The sequence below is a fragment of the Trichocoleus sp. DQ-A2 genome (assembly GCF_039961915.1).
Classification (GTDB): Bacteria; Cyanobacteriota; Cyanobacteriia; order Cyanobacteriales; family FACHB-T130; genus FACHB-T130.
This window is the reverse complement of record NZ_JAMPKD010000013.1, coordinates 56,285-70,991: the sequence shown is the minus strand read 5'-3', so window position 1 is coordinate 70,991 and position 14,707 is coordinate 56,285. Positions and strand designations below refer to the sequence as shown.

Sequence of the window (14,707 nt, the reverse complement as noted above, 5' to 3'; positions counted from 1 at the left end):
TTCCCGGTATCTTTGGGTTTTAGTATCTAAATTCACGCGAATCTCGTTCATTCAATGCGATCGCTCTGGAAATTTATTCATAAAATTTAAATTAAACTCAGTTGATAAAAACGACATGAAAACAAAAAAATACTTGGCGCATAGAGTTCGCATCTGAATAAACTTATGCAAACCCTCCGCGAAAGTTAGTCTGCTTTCATCGAACTAATCGGGGATCTGCCCAAGTAATCCGCACCATTAGCCATTCTCTTTTCCGCAATGACCACTGACGACATCGCTGAAGAATATGTCAATTTGATGGCAAAATTAATTGATTTGCCGCTGGCTCCAGAACACCATCCAGGTGTGGTGGAGAATCTGAGTAAAATTGCTGCGATCGCGCAACTCGTCAACGAGTTTCCTCTGCCCGATGAAATCGAAGCCGCACCCGTGTTTCAACCATGAGCCAAGCCTATCCTGACGCTACTCAAATTGCCTATGCCGTGCGGAATTCTGAAGTTTCAGCAAAAGCCGTCGTTGCTGCTACCTTGGCGAGAATTGCCGACCAGAATCAGACGCTGAACTGTTTTACGGCTGTTACGGCTGAGACGGCAATTGCGGACGCCGAAACCATCGATCGCGCGATCGCTCAAGGCGACGATCCGGGTATTTTAGCAGGGGTACCTTTCGCCGTTAAAAATCTCTTCGATATCGCGGGTTTAACCACCCTCGCAGGCGCAAAAATTAACGCCGAAAATCCTCCAGCGATCCAAGACGCCACCGCCGTCGCCAAACTCAAACAAGCAGGTGCCGTCCTAGTCGGGGCGCTGAATATGGATGAGTATGCTTACGGCTTTGTCACTGAAAACAGCCACTACGGTACATCAGCAAACCCCCACGATCTGACTCGCGTTACCGGAGGTTCTTCTGGAGGTTCTGCGGCTGCTGTGGCATCTGGGTTAGTGCCGCTGACGCTGGGTTCGGATACGAACGGCTCGATCCGCGTTCCTGCGGCATTTTGCGGAGTTTTCGGCTTTAAGCCGACTTATGGGCGTTTGTCAAGAGCAGGCGCGGGATTGTTTTCGAGTAGCTTCGATCATATTGGGCCGTTTGCCCGTTCCGTGCGCGACCTAGCTGCCGTTTTTGATGTCTTGCAAGGGGCAGATGCCAGAGATCCGGTTTGTACAACTCGCCCCCCAGAACCGTGCTTGCCGTACCTCAAACGGAGCATTGAGGGGTTGCGAATTGCCGTGGCGGATGTTTATTTTGCCCAAGGTGCAGAACCAGAAGCGTTGGAAGCGGTTGCTAATGTCGCGCGGGCGTTAGGCGTGCAAGAAACTGTCACCATCCCGGAACCCCATCGGGCAAGGGCGGCGGCGTATGTGATTACGGCGAGTGAAGGGTCGAATCTGCATTTAGCTTCCTTGCGATCGCGTCCTCAAGATTTCGATCCGGCAACCCGCGATCGCTTTCTAGCCGGTGCCCTCATTCCAGCAAGCTGGTACATTCAGGCGCAAAGATTTCGGCAATGGTACCGCGATCGCGTTCGGGAAATCTTCAGCGAGGTTGATATCATTCTCGCCCCAACCACTCCCTGCATTGCCCCTCCGATTGGACAAGAAAAAATGGCGATCGCTGGCGAGGAGGTGCTAGTCCGTCCCCACCTAGGACTCTTCACGCAACCCCTATCTTTTATTGGTTTGCCGGTTCTCTCTGTCCCCATTCATCGCCCCGATGCCATGCCTTTAGGAGTGCAAATCATCGCCGCACCTTACAACGAGACGCTGATTCTCCGGGTGGCGGCGGTACTGGAGGCACAGGGGATCATTTCAGTACCGATTGCAAATGGCGATCGCGCTTAACCCGATACATCTCGTTATCGAGATTCAGTTTTTAGAAATCCCATCCCTGATAACGTCGGGGTACGGGGGTTTCTGATCTATCGTTGCCCAAAAGTTAAAGGGTATCCCAAGAAAAAACCTCGGTTGTGTATGCCGAGGTTAATGTCTAGAGAAGAGATATCCGGTTTAGGAAAGTGTTTTAGCCGTGTTGAGCTTTTTCAAACCCCCGATCTTGCTATGGGTGTCAATCGCTCTAACAACCACTCTGTAACACTTCCAGAATTCTTTAATTTTTGAAGTTTCTGCAACAGTAAAGCCATTACACCTTCGTAGGGAGCGGTTTATGTGCGATCGCTTGGATTGGCTGCTACTGCTTTCTTCGGTTTCTTGCCTGCTTTTAGCTCTTGTTTTTCGTCGAAATGCATCTCTAGTGGTTCGCCGACATACACATCAGCCTCCATAAAGAAGCTGTCGGCAGTCATACACTCATCGAGGGTTAGGGTATTCCCTTCTTTATTGGTGTATCGCATGAATGTGTAACCTCGTGTGAACCTATGTAAACTAATATAACATCTTTTTTAATTATCTTGACAGAATTTCAATTTCATAATAAAAATCATGCTTTGGGAGGAGCATCCTGATGCATGCGAATTTAGTCCCACCGCCTCAAGCTTGGGGATATGTGCGTATTCAGTCCGCCTAGTCGCCCTTACATTTTTGCTGTCATGGGGCACACTTCATGGAATTGATTAATTGTGCAAGACACACTAGGTCATTTTCCGGTAAAGATTCAGACACGGGCAGGTATAGCACATGCTGGATCAGCCGTTGTGCATTCTCAGCTCCTTCAGTCGCTGGTTTGTCACCTGACGAAGCGTTATCTATATCTATATCTATATCTATAAAGGTCAAACTGGTATTTCCTTGAGTAGCGTCAAAACCTTGCTCTCTAAGTTTTGCCATCATCGCTGGGGGATTTGAAACCAGTATGGGAACAACCCAAAACGAGTTGTACTCAGTTTGGCTTCCGGGGCAAGGAATTTCGGGTTTGAGAAGAGACAGAAATTTGCGGGCATTTTTTGACCGCCTTTCAAACCATTGGGTATTGCAGGTTCTTAATCTCCGCCTCAAAAGAACCAGCATCCGAGTCGGAGGACGATACCTAATTTTTGTCAGAATATCTCCTTGAGAAAACCCCCGTGTCATTGAGTTGATCGCGGAGTCGAGATTCTTTCCCAAGTATTTAATAAAAACCAGTAGAGGGTAATATATCCAAGGAATGGAAAAAAGCTTTAAGCAAAAATACTTAAGGATACGTTTAAAAAACCAAGGCTCGCTCTTGGAGGGATATTGTTGCTCGATCTCTCTCATTTGTTGAGCAAGCGATCGCTCTCGAATGATAGCGATCGCTCCCCCAAGCGCGGTACAGGACTTGATCGGGCCAAAACTAAATAAACTTACATCTGCGTCCTGATAACCGTGATATTTGTCACCGGCAAAAGCTTGGGCACAATCCTCTACTAAGAAAATCTGGTGTTTCTTGCACAGTTCGCCATAAGGCTCCAGATTGATAATCGAGCCGAATAAATGTGCCACAATCAAAACTTTACTTTTTTCCGAAATCAGAGATTCCAGTAAATTGAGATCGGGTGCAAGCGTATCTAAGGAAATATCAACGGGTATCGGCACTAACCCATGCCGTTTCACCACATCAACCATATCCCGAATATTGACAGCACTCATCAAGACTTCCGACCCAGCAGGAAGGTTTAATGACTGTAGCAGCAGATCGAGAGCTGTTCTAACTGAAAGTGTAACTAGAACCTTGCTACATTCATCAATTTGCTCGTCCCATCTACGCTTAAATCCAGGCTTAGGGAGAATTTTGACGCGCTCGTATTGTGTTTCTAAAAGTTCTCGCCCCAGCCAGTCAAGTTGAATGTCTCGGATGATTTGCTCTCTGTTTGGGAAGTAAAGAAAGGAAAAAAAACTTGCTGCAAGGTCGGCAAAGCTAATATGCAGACGCAATCTAGGATAAACTTTCAACCTTGTTACAGGCGACTTTAAGCTCGACGCTAACGATAAGTTGGTTGTCACATCTTTCACCAGTCGCATTACCCGCCCGGAGCTTAATTCCTGGCTAACAGAATCAAGTCTTCTAAGAGAAGACTGCCTAAGAATTTTAGTTTATTTCAATGGACTTGAGCGATGAGCCTTGAACTTGAGTTTAAGGCGGACTTGGGGCTACACAAAGAGCGCACTCCAAGCACTTCAATTACTTTCCCAAACAATCCTGCTACTTGGTCGCGACACCGGCGATTTGAGGGCTAACAATGGGGAAATCGATCTCAAACTTTTCGTAATTGAGGCGGTCAAAACCAGCGTTTTCCAATGCTACCCAAGTTTCTCGATCTGGGTTGCAACCATCGGCAAGAAATTTCCACACTGGACGCACTCCCTCCTGTAACCGTCGCAAGAAAGTACCTTGGGGTGCGGCGACGTGTTCGATAAACAAGAAGCGTCCGCCGGGTTTGAGAACTCGCAAGATTTCATGGAAAGTTGCCGTTAAATCCGGCACCGAACACAAGACAAGGGTACTAACAACCGCATCGATACTGTTATCTTCAGCTTCCAGTCGTTGGGCGCTAATACTGCGGATATCGGGATTGTTTAAGCCATTTCGTTCGGCTTCTTTTCGCAGATAAGGATGCATATACGGGTTCGGCTCGATGCCAATCCAGCGAATGTCTTTGGGATAATAAGGGAAGTTAGCACCCGTTCCGGGGCCAATTTCCAACACGTCGCCGTGCAAGTCAGAAAATAGATCGCGCTTGCGATCGCTTACCAGTTTTTCATATCCAGCGTTGCCTTTGGATAGCAACCACGCAAATAAGCGCTTATTCCAGCAACAGGGACAGCTTTGCATTTGTAACTCCATAGAAATTTCTTATTATCTACTAGCTGCTGACCGAGTGCTGAGTGGCTGTGCTGGGCGGCTATAAAAATACCCTAGGGGCATGGCAATACCATATCCCTAGGGAACACGAACTTTATACGTTATTTAAGCCCGATTCCTTATTCAATCGTCAACTTAAATGTGTATCTGGAATTGGTCAGCTTATAAGGCTGTGCAACCACAACCCGATAATCGCCTGTTGACGTTGCCTGGAAATAAATATTTTGTGGGTGTTCCATCACTTCTCCGTTAGGCCAAACGAAGGTGAAGCCAGACAGTCCTTCGTCGTTGTTATCGGCACCTACGCGATCGCCTTCCCAGGTTATTTCTGTAATAATTGTTTGACCTTTCCGTGCCCTGAAAGTATAGATGTCTTTTTTGCCTAGGGGCACCGCTCCCTTAATCGTAGTAGAGCTTCTCCCCCGTGCAAACTGTACGCGCCGATTGACGCCGGTTTGGGGTTGGGCGGCAATTTGGAGGGTAGTATTGCCTACGTTAGTCTTAGAAACATGAATACCGGAAGCGTTGTTAGTGAGTGCTGTCGCCCATGCTTGGGAGTTCAACAATAGAAATGCGCCTGCACCGAGTAGCGCCAGCGTTGAAACATATTTGTAATTAAATTTACGAAGACCGAATGCCATGTGTTAACCTTCCTTTGAACTGAAGACGAGTTGTCGGCATCTGCACTTAGCACCCTTCAACTGCCTGCTTTTTGGTTCTTCAAATCGACGAAAAGCATTTCCAGAAATCGGGCAAAACCAAGGCTTGTTAGGGTTACAGAGCTTTACAGAGCGTGTGTGCGCGGGGAAGGAAAATCGTCATTAGACGCAGGAATGACCAATGGCAATGATGAAAACTTACGACTGGATTGTTGTCGGCGGCGGCATTACAGGCGCGGCGCTGGCTTACGAACTGGCAATCAAAGGCTTTTCGGTTCTTTTGTTAGAGCAACACGCCTCACTGCAAGGTGCCACTCGCTATAGTTATGGTGGAATTGCCTACTGGTCAGGGACGACTGAGTTGACGCGACAGTTATGTGCTGAGGGGATTGAGCGTCACCGGATCTTATCTGAGGAATTAGATACCGATACTCAGTTCCGCGAATTGGATTTAATTTTGACGATTGGTACTGATGACGATCCGGAGAAAGTTGCTGCCAACTACGCTGATTTTGCCATTCCGCCTCGGTTACTCAGCGTTTCAGAAGCTTGCGAGATGGAACCGCTACTAAATCCAGATGCGATCGCTGCTGCTTTAACGGTTCGTCACGGTCACATTGAACCCGAAAAACTAACTCAAGGCTACACTCAAGCTTTTCGCCGCGCTGGGGGTGAGGTGCAAATCGATCGGGTGGTGGAACTACTCGGCACAGGCTCAAAGATTCAGGGAGTCAAAACCCCAACGGCAACCTACCACGCTGCCAAAACGGTTATTTGTGCCGGTGCAATGAGTCGGACGCTACTCAAAGCTGCGGGTATTCCCATCCGCTTGTATTTCACCCATACCGAACTCATCGAAACGCCACCCGTTGATGTACAGTTGCAGACAACGGTGATGCCAGCAGAGATCAAACGCTTTCAACTAGAAGCCCAAGCAACTATCCCTGAATACGATCGCTTATGGGATGAACCCGATTATGAGCCTGTTCCACCGATTCTAGATGCGGGTGCGATTCAGTTCAAAGATGGCAGTTTACGCATCGGTCAAATTAGCCGCGCGATCGCGAACCCCGACGCTAAAATTGATGCGGCTCAAAGTGAAGCGAACCTTCGTGCTGCGGTGGGGAAAATCTTACCTGCACTAGAAAATCTACCCGGAAAGTGGCATCACTGCTTGGTTGCGTTTAGTAGCGATCGCCTTCCCTTAGTCGGCGCACTCAATAACGTGGACGGTGCTTATCTCTTCTCCGGATTCTCAAATCCCTTGGTATTCGTGCCATCCTTAGCCAAGCATTTTGCAAGTTGGGCAGCAGGTCAAGAAGACGAGGTTCTCACCCAATTATCGCCGCTACAGTTGTAGCGATACAATCCCTATTAGTCTGCGTAGGCAGGCTTTGTTTGTATAGCCGCGACTTCAATCGTCAGGCGTTTTTACTATGACAACCACGAGTTTATTGATTTTTGCGATCGCTGGACTGTTTGCCGGAATTCTCGCGGGATTTTTAGGCATTGGCGGCGGTACGGTTCTTGTCCCCTTATTAGTCGCTTTAAAATACACCCCTGTGCAAGCCGTTGGCACCAGTAGCCTAGCGATTTTAATCACAGCAATTTCTGGCAGCGCCCAAAATTGGCGGATGGGGTTATTCAGCTTCAAAAGAGTGATTGCTATTGGATTTCCGGCTGTAGTCACCGCACAAATTGGTGCTTATTTAGCAACCCAATTTCGTCCCTATTTACTGCTAACAGCTTTCGGCTTATTGCTACTTTTAAATATTTACTTAGTTGAACTACGCAAGCAGTTGACAATCAAAAAGAAGCAGGAAGAAGAACTACAAATTCAAGGCAGCCACGAATCTACTATTCATAGAAATTCAAACATCTTCTTCAATCCAAATTTTGCCAGAATTGCCACTGGTAGTGCTGCTGGGATACTAGCAGGTTTATTTGGTGTTGGTGGCGGTGTAATTATGGTGCCGCTGCAAATTTTACTTTTAGGCGAAACTATCAAAGTTGCCATTCAAACCAGTTTAGGTGTCATCGTGATTACAGCTATATCAGCGACTATAGGACACGCTTTCAGAGGCAATGTTTTGTTAGTTGAAGGACTGCTTTTAGGATGTGGTGGCTTCTTGGGGGCGCAAATAAGCACGCGCTTTCTACCCAAATTGCCCGATGAAGTCGTCAGCTTAGCCTTTCGCACCTTGCTAGGAATTTTATCAATTTATGTTTTTTGGCAAGCATGGCAAAACTATAACAATTTTAATAATTAAACTTACCAAAGAACCTCTTTTTAGATAAGTTTAAACTTTAGCCCACGATAAAGTGACTTTCTAGATTTATTGAATTCATTTGTATTAATTTATAGATAACAATCCAATTTTACTTATCAGATACCAGCGGTTCAGATACCCGACTTCTCGCAGAAGTCGGGTATCTTGCCTTCACTGATGACTCGTAACTAATAACTAAGCAGACAAACCGTTTCTTTCTCTCAAACCTTTAGCAGGCGACAAGCGCATCTGAACGATTCAGAACTGTTAAATCTTCCTCATCCAACTCGACGGGGACGCCGCTGCGAATTAGTTCCACAAAATCCTCGTTGGGAACCATAAAGCACAGCGTATACAAGCGATCGCAACCTGTATTTTCAATTTTATGAATCCCCGTCGGCGGTACTAATAAGCTGTCTCCAGGGCGAATCGGGACGGTTTTGCCGTCGCAAGTTGCCAGTCCTTGCCCCTTGAGGACAAAAAACATCTCCACCGCCATTTGGTGACGATTGGGAGGAGTTTTCCCACCAACATCAAAAATTTCTACACAAAAAGTTAATGAAACGTTAGCGCTTGCCGGATCGAAGACAATCGCTAACCGATTACTATCCTCAGGACTGATGCGAAAGGCTTGATAGTCTCTGGGAGACTTGACGATCGGAATCATGCAACGGGACGAGTCCATCGGGCATTTCTCCTCTAAAAGAGAGCAATATGGCTAATGGCTAATTGTTCGTTACCATTGGCGATTAGCATTAGCGGTTAGCCAACTGAATTGCTTCTACGATAGCTTGAGAATCTGCCACGAAACCAAAACACTGTTTTACGTTATAAAGGGTGGCTTGCCAGCAATACTCTGGGGATGTGGTAGCAGTACCATCCTTCACCAAAATGCAGTCATAGCCAAGGAAATTAGCATCTTGCAGCGTTGCCATCACGCATTGATCCGCATTAACTCCGGCAAAAAACAAAGTCGTTTTTCCCAGGTTCCGCAAGATGCTGTCGAGAGGTGTATCCCAAAAACCGCTCATCCGGTACTTATCGACGCGAATATCTTCCGGTTTTGGTTCCAATTCATCCACCACCGCCGCCGCCCAACTGCCCACCATCAGCACTGGCGCACCATTCGCGGGTAGCGGATCTCCTAAACCCACTCCATCGCCGGTGGGATTATAAACATGGCGTACACTAGCGCTGATATTCAGTAAGTCAGGACGATTTCCCCAATTAACCCAAATAACTGGAACGTTTACTGTTCGCAATTCTGGTAGCAGCGTTTTGAGAGGATTGATAGGAGTTCGGGCGGGTGTCACGTCTACGCCAATGTGGGCTAGCCAGCCATCTGGATGACAGAAATCATTCTGCATATCAATCACCAAAATCGCAGCTTTTGCCAAATCTAGGCGTAGCGTCTTGGTTTCTGTGGCTAGGGTGACAAGTTGCGGTTTTAAAGGGGGGCGCGTAATATCAGCAATTTCCGCATCAACTGCCCAAGCATTCGGGGGCATACCCAAGGTACGGAGGGGTCGATTCATAGGGAGAGTGCTAGGGGGCAATCTTGAGGAATACTACTTTTTCTGCCCAGGACTCTTAAATTTTTCTATTTCTTAACTTCAAGTTTGAAGCATATTCCCAAACCTAACCCCAGCGCCTTCCCTACAAGGGAAGGGGAGCCATTTTCAAAGCCCCTCTCCTATACGGAGAAGGGTTTGGGGAGAGGTCTGCCGACTTGTATGTACAACACGGTAGCGCCGTTCACGGGGAGGATTGGGATGAGGTTTCGGAACAAGAATGAAACAATCTTGTTGCTTACACCACCATCGGTAACTCTTGAAAGCTACTTTTTAGTAAAGTTTTATCTTCCTCGGCGCGGAGGAGTCCCATTACCCGATCCTTATAATCCTGAAACAGAGGATTGCACTTAATGTCATAAGTGCGATCGCTCGGCAGTTTTATACTCAATTCTTCTTTAACCGTACCTGGACGCGAACTCAGCACATAGATGCGTTGAGAGAGAAACACTGCTTCCTCAACATCGTGAGTAATCATAAATATTGTTGTCCGCGTGCGTTGCCAGACTTCTAGTAAAAATTGCTGCATCGCTTCTTTCGTCTGCACATCCAACGCCCCAAACGGTTCATCCATCAGTAAAATTTTCGGTTGCGAGGCTAAAGCACGCGCGATCGCTACCCGTTGCTTCATCCCGCCTGAGAGTTCCTTTGGAAGTGACTTGGCAAACCCAGACAACCCCACCACCTCCAGATAATAAGCCACCCGTCGTCGTCGTTCTATCGAGGAGACACCTTGCAGCTTTAAACCAAATCCCACGTTCTCTGCAACCGTCATCCACGGATACAGCGTATAGCTCTGAAACACCATTCCCCGGTCAGGGCCAGGTCCCGTCACGCGCACCCCATCGACCAAAACTTCCCCCGCCGTCGGAGTATCCAATCCAGCAATCAACCGCAGCAATGTTGACTTACCAGAACCCGAAGCACCTACCGCACAGATACATTCTGCCTCTTCAATCTGCAAATTGATATCTTTGAGAGCAACGAGCGAACCGCGTCGAATTGGAAATTGTTTATGGAGTTGAGAAACTTGCAAATGCATAATGAGTGATAATTTTAAGTTTTTAGATTGAGTTGCCCACTCTAATCGTCATTGGTCACTAGCACCGAACGAATCCTTCAAAACCAATGACTGCTTACTTCTTTTCTTAATCATTAGCCCACTTACAAGACACGCGCAGTAACAATCGAAACAAAAGGTCGATCGTCAAACCAATCAAGCCAATTACAATCAGTCCCGCAAAAATTTCATCGGTCTTGAGAAATCTTTGGGCGACACTAATACGGCGACCCAAGCCTTCTGTCGCTGCCACCAACTCGGACACGATGACTAAGTTCCAAGAAGCTGCCATATTGACGCGACCCGCATCGATAATACTCGGAAGAATAAAGGGAAAAATTACTTGCAATAAAACTTGCTTTCGCTGACCGCCCAAGGTGTAGGAAGTTTCCAATAGCTCTTTCGGTACAAACTTCACCGCATCCATCACCATGAGCGTGTTAAAAAATAGCGTTCCGATAAAAATCAGCAGAATTTTTGGTTCTTCTCCCAGACCAAAATACAAAATTAGTAAGGGAATAAAAGCCGGTGCTGGCATATAACGCACAATGCCAATAATCGGTTCCATCAGCGCTCGAATGCTGGAAAAAGTTCCCATCAGTATCCCTAAGGGAATTGCAATCAGCGCCGCCAGAGAAAAGCCACTCAGAACGCGAAACAGGCTATAGGCAATATCTTTTTGCAAATCGCCAGTTGCTAAAAGCCTCTGAAAAGCGCCCCAAACTTGAGCGGGAGTCGGCAAAAATAAAGGTGCGACTATCCCAGCATTGGAGACTATCCACCAAAGAGCAAGCGGGATGCAAATTGACAGAACCATTAAAGTCCATGCCAATTTTTTAGGAATCTCCTCACCAATGCGCCAGAAGACGCTAGGCGATAACATTTTACGAGGACGAGCGGAATTATTTTCCGGCAAATCTTCAGCGTAGCGGTTCATGATTTTTGCTTTGCCGCGTAGGCTTTGATAAACTGATCGTCAAATATTTGGGTGAGATTCGGAGCCTGTTTAGCTAACTTAGCCTCAACTAAAAATTTGCTAATTTCTTGAGCGGCGTAACCCAAAGAGGTCATGTCATTACCGGGACTAAATGCTTTCAAATTATCTTCAATGGTAAAGATTTTAGTCCCGGCTTCATATTTCTTGTATTCATCAACCGTGACCCCAGCCCGTTTTGCCATTGTGGCGTAAGCTTTGTCAGGATTGGTGCGGATAAACGCCAACGTGTCGAACCAAGTATTGACCAAAGCTTGCACGTCTTGAGGACGTTCGGTAATCAGTTTTCGACTGACCGTTAAATGATCGGGAATTGCTCCCGGAAAGTCTTTAGAACTGAATAATTCTTTACTTCCAGCACGTTCTAGCGCCTTGCTGGTAAACGGTGCAAAAACTCCAACTGCATCCACTTGACCCGCAACAAAAGCAGCTGAGGCTGCGCCGGTTTCTAAAGGCTGAAAAGTAATATCAGCCTGGGTTAAACCCGCTTTTTTCAGTCCGAGAAGTAGCAAAAAATGATCGACGGTTCCTTCTTCAGCAGCGATTTTTTTCCCTTTGAGGTCGGCAATACTATTGATACCTTCCCGAACAATAATTTTATCGTTGCCTGTCGAATTGTCATTAACTAATACAATCACTTGATCGGAACCAGCAGCCACTGAGCTGATCGTGTCATTCAAGGTTTGGGTATTCGCGCTGAGCTGACCAGCATTGAGGGCGTTAATGGAATCTAAATAGCCATCAAACCACTTCAAATTCACATTAACTTTGTTCGCGTCAAACAGCTTTTCTTCTTGAGCCACCTGCCAGGGCAACCACCCAGGCCAAACACTGAAACCCATTTGAATTGTTTCAGTTTTTGAGGATGTAGCGGTTTGCTGGGGGTTAGCACAACTAACAGTAATGACGAGGCTGAGCAAAAAGACTGAGAATAGAGAAAGTAACTGGCGGGTCTTCATTGAGTCTCACTCTTTACTAGCAGGCTCATTAGGCGGGTAGCATTTCTGTTGCCGCAGCAGATGAACGTTGATTTAAAACTTGCGACTTTACCCAATCAAACCAATTTTCTAATCCCTCACCCGTCTTGGCAGAAACCGCAATAATTGTGACATGAGGGTTCATCTGACGAACGTTGGCGGCAATCCGATTAATATCAATATCGAGATAAGGAGCTAAATCGATCTTGGTAATTAGCAAACAATCCGCTTCTTGAAACATCACCGGATATTTGAGCGGCTTATCTTCCCCTTCAGTCACGCTCAACAAAGCAACTTTAACGTGTTCTCCCACTTCAAACTCAGCAGGACAAACTAAATTACCGACATTTTCAACTAGCACTAAATCAAAATCCGAAGGATTATATTGGTGTTCTAGTTGATGAATTCCTCCAGCTACCATCTTGGAATCCAAGTGGCAGGAACGCCCCGTATTAATTGCAATTACAGGGACTCCAGATTGACGCAAACGGTCGGCATCCAACTCCGTCGTCATATCTCCTTCAATGACGGCGATTTTCAACTCATCCGTCAAAACAGCAAGCGATCGCTCTAACAGTGCCGTTTTACCCGCCCCAGGACTACTCATAATATTGAAACAAGTAATCCCCCACTCATCAAAATGCGCTCGGTTATGATCGGCTCCTTTCTGATTAGCATGGAGCAAGTTAATTCCTAATGCAGCGTCAAATGTTTGATGCATAAGCGTTTTTGTTTGCCTCGTCAAAACTATACTCAATCCGGTCAATTTTCAGTTCTCTCCCTGAGCGAATATCCTCCATTGGTGAGTGACACTCAGGGCAGCCGTACTGCAATCCAACTTGTGGTGCATATTCTTGTTGGCAGCGGTGACAAAAGGCAATCAGCGGTGTTTCCTGAATCACCAGTTCTACCCCTTCCAAAAAGGTGTTAGCAGTCTGTACCTCAAAGGCAAATTGCAGACTGACAGGTTCCACACAAGTGAACTTACCAACAATTAAGTGAATCTGCGTAATCTGGGGGCGCTCGGTTTGGGATTCCCACCAGTCTTTTACTGTGAAAATGAGCGCCTTTGTCATGTCAGTTTCGTGCAAGGCTTAACTCCACTCCGCAACTAATTCTGGTTGGGCGTAGGGGTGAATGTATGCGGCTTTTTCTTTTCGGGGTAACTGTCCTGATAGCACCAGATGCGCCATCGTGTCGCAAATCACTCGAGTTGCCATCAAAGATGTCATGTCGCTGATGTCGTAAGGGGGCGACACTTCCACCACCTCAAGTCCACAAACGGGTGCTTTCTGAACAATTTTGCCCAGCATATAAAGAGCCTCGCGGGGCAATAATCCGCCCGGTTCAGGCCAACCCGTTCCTGGGACAAAACCGGCATCAATGCAGTCAATATCAAAGCTGATATAAACGCAGTCGGTTCCGTCTAAAGCCCTTTCTAGAGCGAAGTTTACTGCTGCATCCAAACCCATTTCTGTGATGTCTGTAACCGTCAGAATATTTGTGGCTCGTTCTCGACAGACTTTTACACCTTGACGCGGCACTTGCCAGCCGCCGATTCCTAATTGCACGAGGTTTTTTGGATTGGCATTTTTGATGTTTGTGGCATGGAACCAAGGGCAGGTGTGCATGCGCTCATCAAGGTCTGTTTCCTGGGTATCGACGTGGCGATCGAAGTGAATAATCCCCAGTTTTTTATCCCCTAAATGGCGGCAAACTCCCCGCACTGTGGGATAGCCAATTGAATGATCGCCTCCCAAAATTATTGGGAAAGCACCGGAACTAAAGATGTGAGCAATTCCTTTAGAAATTTGGTCAAATGACTTTTCGTTATTTCCCGGAATTGTGAAAATATCTCCAACATCACACAGAGTTATTTGCTCTCGCAAATCAACCCCTAGTTCAAAGTTATAGGGGGTATACAAAGCTGAAATTCGCCGAATTCCTTGGGGACCGAACCGGGTTCCAGGCCGGTAGGTGGTGCCAGAATCGTGCGGTACGCCTACAATTGCAACATCGTATTCACCGACTTTTCGCACATCTTCTATATAAGGTGCTTTCAGGAAGGTGTTAATGCCTGCGTAGTGGGGAAGTTCGCCGCGAGAGAAGGTAGAAATAGAGCGATCGCGTATACTTTCTGCTGCCTCTAATCCAAACTCTAACCCTTTTGCCACCTCTTGTTGCCAGCCTGTCATTGGCAGATAGGTTTCTTTCTCTAAGGCGCGACTCGCTTCAGTAGACGGCGGCTGAAAATCCGAATTCGAGTTTTGAGAATTCATGTCAGTCATGTTTGGAAAAATGGGATGTTTCGTCAGTCTAAAAGCTCTATTTTTTCTCCCAAGTCAAAGAAGACTTGCAAAAACAATAGCCCGGGTAAGCCATAACAGATAAGCTTCTGCT

16 protein-coding genes are annotated in these 14,707 nt (G+C 46.7%); 4 read left to right on the top strand and 12 right to left on the bottom strand.

Annotated features, from left to right (window positions below):
- Positions 1–258: 258 nt before the first annotated feature.
- Complete coding sequence (locus NC997_RS14955) at positions 259–444, top strand: DUF4089 domain-containing protein (protein ID WP_190411431.1); 186 nt, start codon at positions 259–261, stop codon at positions 442–444.
- Positions 441–1,841, top strand: coding sequence for an AtzE family amidohydrolase (locus tag NC997_RS14950; protein ID WP_190526841.1), 1,401 nt, complete (start codon positions 441–443; stop codon positions 1,839–1,841). Before NC997_RS14955 ends, NC997_RS14950 begins: the two co-directional genes overlap by 4 nt.
- A 320-nt stretch (positions 1,842–2,161) precedes the next feature.
- On the opposite strand, the gene NC997_RS14945 is transcribed toward NC997_RS14950, so the two are convergent.
- From NC997_RS14945 to NC997_RS14930, 4 genes are all read right to left on the bottom strand, one after another.
- Positions 2,162–2,350, bottom strand: coding sequence for a hypothetical protein (locus tag NC997_RS14945; protein WP_190411487.1), 189 nt, complete (start codon positions 2,348–2,350; stop codon positions 2,162–2,164).
- A gap of 193 nt (positions 2,351–2,543) precedes the next feature.
- Complete coding sequence (locus NC997_RS14940) at positions 2,544–3,935, bottom strand: aminotransferase class I/II-fold pyridoxal phosphate-dependent enzyme (RefSeq protein ID WP_190526839.1); 1,392 nt, start codon at positions 3,933–3,935, stop codon at positions 2,544–2,546.
- A gap of 181 nt (positions 3,936–4,116) precedes the next feature.
- On the bottom strand, positions 4,117–4,746 hold the full coding sequence (locus NC997_RS14935) for a methyltransferase domain-containing protein (protein WP_190526837.1): 630 nt from the start codon (positions 4,744–4,746) through the stop codon (positions 4,117–4,119).
- Positions 4,747–4,895: 149 nt separating this feature from the next.
- Entirely contained in the window at positions 4,896–5,417 is a 522-nt protein-coding gene (locus NC997_RS14930; protein WP_190526835.1) for a hypothetical protein, read from the bottom strand.
- A 208-nt stretch (positions 5,418–5,625) separates the two neighbouring features.
- On the opposite strand from NC997_RS14930, the gene NC997_RS14925 reads away from it, so the two are divergent.
- Together NC997_RS14925 and NC997_RS14920 are read left to right on the top strand one after the other, a co-directional pair.
- The gene (locus NC997_RS14925; protein ID WP_190526962.1) at positions 5,626–6,795 is read left to right on the top strand and encodes an FAD-binding oxidoreductase; all 1,170 of its coding nucleotides are present in this window, start codon (positions 5,626–5,628) and stop codon (positions 6,793–6,795) included.
- Positions 6,796–6,871: 76 nt separating this feature from the next.
- On the top strand, positions 6,872–7,705 hold the full coding sequence (locus tag NC997_RS14920) for a sulfite exporter TauE/SafE family protein (protein ID WP_190526833.1): 834 nt from the start codon (positions 6,872–6,874) through the stop codon (positions 7,703–7,705).
- 229 nt (positions 7,706–7,934) lie between these two features.
- Here NC997_RS14920 and NC997_RS14915 read toward each other — a convergent pair whose 3' ends face one another.
- The 8 genes from NC997_RS14915 to speB form a co-directional block, all read right to left on the bottom strand.
- The gene (locus tag NC997_RS14915) at positions 7,935–8,390 is read right to left on the bottom strand and encodes a cupin domain-containing protein (RefSeq protein WP_190526830.1); all 456 of its coding nucleotides are present in this window, start codon (positions 8,388–8,390) and stop codon (positions 7,935–7,937) included.
- Positions 8,391–8,460: 70 nt separating this feature from the next.
- The gene (locus tag NC997_RS14910; RefSeq protein ID WP_190526828.1) at positions 8,461–9,240 is read right to left on the bottom strand and encodes a cysteine hydrolase family protein; all 780 of its coding nucleotides are present in this window, start codon (positions 9,238–9,240) and stop codon (positions 8,461–8,463) included.
- Positions 9,241–9,514: 274 nt separating this feature from the next.
- Complete coding sequence (locus tag NC997_RS14905; RefSeq protein ID WP_190526825.1) at positions 9,515–10,318, bottom strand: ABC transporter ATP-binding protein; 804 nt, start codon at positions 10,316–10,318, stop codon at positions 9,515–9,517.
- Between the two features lie 106 nt (positions 10,319–10,424).
- Complete coding sequence (locus NC997_RS14900; protein WP_190526823.1) at positions 10,425–11,273, bottom strand: ABC transporter permease; 849 nt, start codon at positions 11,271–11,273, stop codon at positions 10,425–10,427.
- Complete coding sequence (locus NC997_RS14895; RefSeq protein WP_190526821.1) at positions 11,270–12,289, bottom strand: ABC transporter substrate-binding protein; 1,020 nt, start codon at positions 12,287–12,289, stop codon at positions 11,270–11,272. Before NC997_RS14895 ends, NC997_RS14900 begins: the two co-directional genes overlap by 4 nt.
- A 28-nt stretch (positions 12,290–12,317) precedes the next feature.
- Positions 12,318–13,028 (bottom strand): hydrogenase nickel incorporation protein HypB, encoded by a 711-nt coding sequence (gene hypB, locus NC997_RS14890; RefSeq protein WP_190526819.1) that lies wholly within the window; start codon positions 13,026–13,028, stop codon positions 12,318–12,320.
- The gene (gene hypA / locus NC997_RS14885; RefSeq protein WP_199306142.1) at positions 13,012–13,398 is read right to left on the bottom strand and encodes a hydrogenase maturation nickel metallochaperone HypA; all 387 of its coding nucleotides are present in this window, start codon (positions 13,396–13,398) and stop codon (positions 13,012–13,014) included. Before hypA ends, hypB begins: the two co-directional genes overlap by 17 nt.
- Before the next feature lie 3 nt (positions 13,399–13,401).
- A complete protein-coding gene (speB, locus tag NC997_RS14880) occupies positions 13,402–14,595 on the bottom strand; it encodes an agmatinase (RefSeq protein WP_190526805.1) in 1,194 nt (397 codons plus the stop codon).
- Between the last annotated feature and the right edge of the window lie 112 nt (positions 14,596–14,707).

What these genes read in the sequence shown, in the direction of transcription:
- NC997_RS14955 (WP_190411431.1), top strand. Translation starts at nt 259, where the DNA reads ATGACCACTGACGACATCGCTGAAGAATATGTCAATTTGATGGCAAAA.
- NC997_RS14950 (WP_190526841.1), top strand. Translation starts at nt 441, where the DNA reads ATGAGCCAAGCCTATCCTGACGCTACTCAAATTGCCTATGCCGTGCGG.
- NC997_RS14945 (WP_190411487.1), bottom strand. Translation starts at nt 2,350, where the DNA reads ATGCGATACACCAATAAAGAAGGGAATACCCTAACCCTCGATGAGTGT.
- NC997_RS14940 (WP_190526839.1), bottom strand. Translation starts at nt 3,935, where the DNA reads ATGCGACTGGTGAAAGATGTGACAACCAACTTATCGTTAGCGTCGAGC.
- NC997_RS14935 (WP_190526837.1), bottom strand. Translation starts at nt 4,746, where the DNA reads ATGCAAAGCTGTCCCTGTTGCTGGAATAAGCGCTTATTTGCGTGGTTG.
- NC997_RS14930 (WP_190526835.1), bottom strand. Translation starts at nt 5,417, where the DNA reads ATGGCATTCGGTCTTCGTAAATTTAATTACAAATATGTTTCAACGCTG.
- NC997_RS14925 (WP_190526962.1), top strand. Translation starts at nt 5,626, where the DNA reads ATGAAAACTTACGACTGGATTGTTGTCGGCGGCGGCATTACAGGCGCG.
- NC997_RS14920 (WP_190526833.1), top strand. Translation starts at nt 6,872, where the DNA reads ATGACAACCACGAGTTTATTGATTTTTGCGATCGCTGGACTGTTTGCC.
- NC997_RS14915 (WP_190526830.1), bottom strand. Translation starts at nt 8,390, where the DNA reads ATGGACTCGTCCCGTTGCATGATTCCGATCGTCAAGTCTCCCAGAGAC.
- NC997_RS14910 (WP_190526828.1), bottom strand. Translation starts at nt 9,240, where the DNA reads ATGAATCGACCCCTCCGTACCTTGGGTATGCCCCCGAATGCTTGGGCA.
- NC997_RS14905 (WP_190526825.1), bottom strand. Translation starts at nt 10,318, where the DNA reads ATGCATTTGCAAGTTTCTCAACTCCATAAACAATTTCCAATTCGACGC.
- NC997_RS14900 (WP_190526823.1), bottom strand. Translation starts at nt 11,273, where the DNA reads ATGAACCGCTACGCTGAAGATTTGCCGGAAAATAATTCCGCTCGTCCT.
- NC997_RS14895 (WP_190526821.1), bottom strand. Translation starts at nt 12,289, where the DNA reads ATGAAGACCCGCCAGTTACTTTCTCTATTCTCAGTCTTTTTGCTCAGC.
- hypB (WP_190526819.1), bottom strand. Translation starts at nt 13,028, where the DNA reads ATGCATCAAACATTTGACGCTGCATTAGGAATTAACTTGCTCCATGCT.
- speB (WP_190526805.1), bottom strand. Translation starts at nt 14,595, where the DNA reads ATGACTGACATGAATTCTCAAAACTCGAATTCGGATTTTCAGCCGCCG.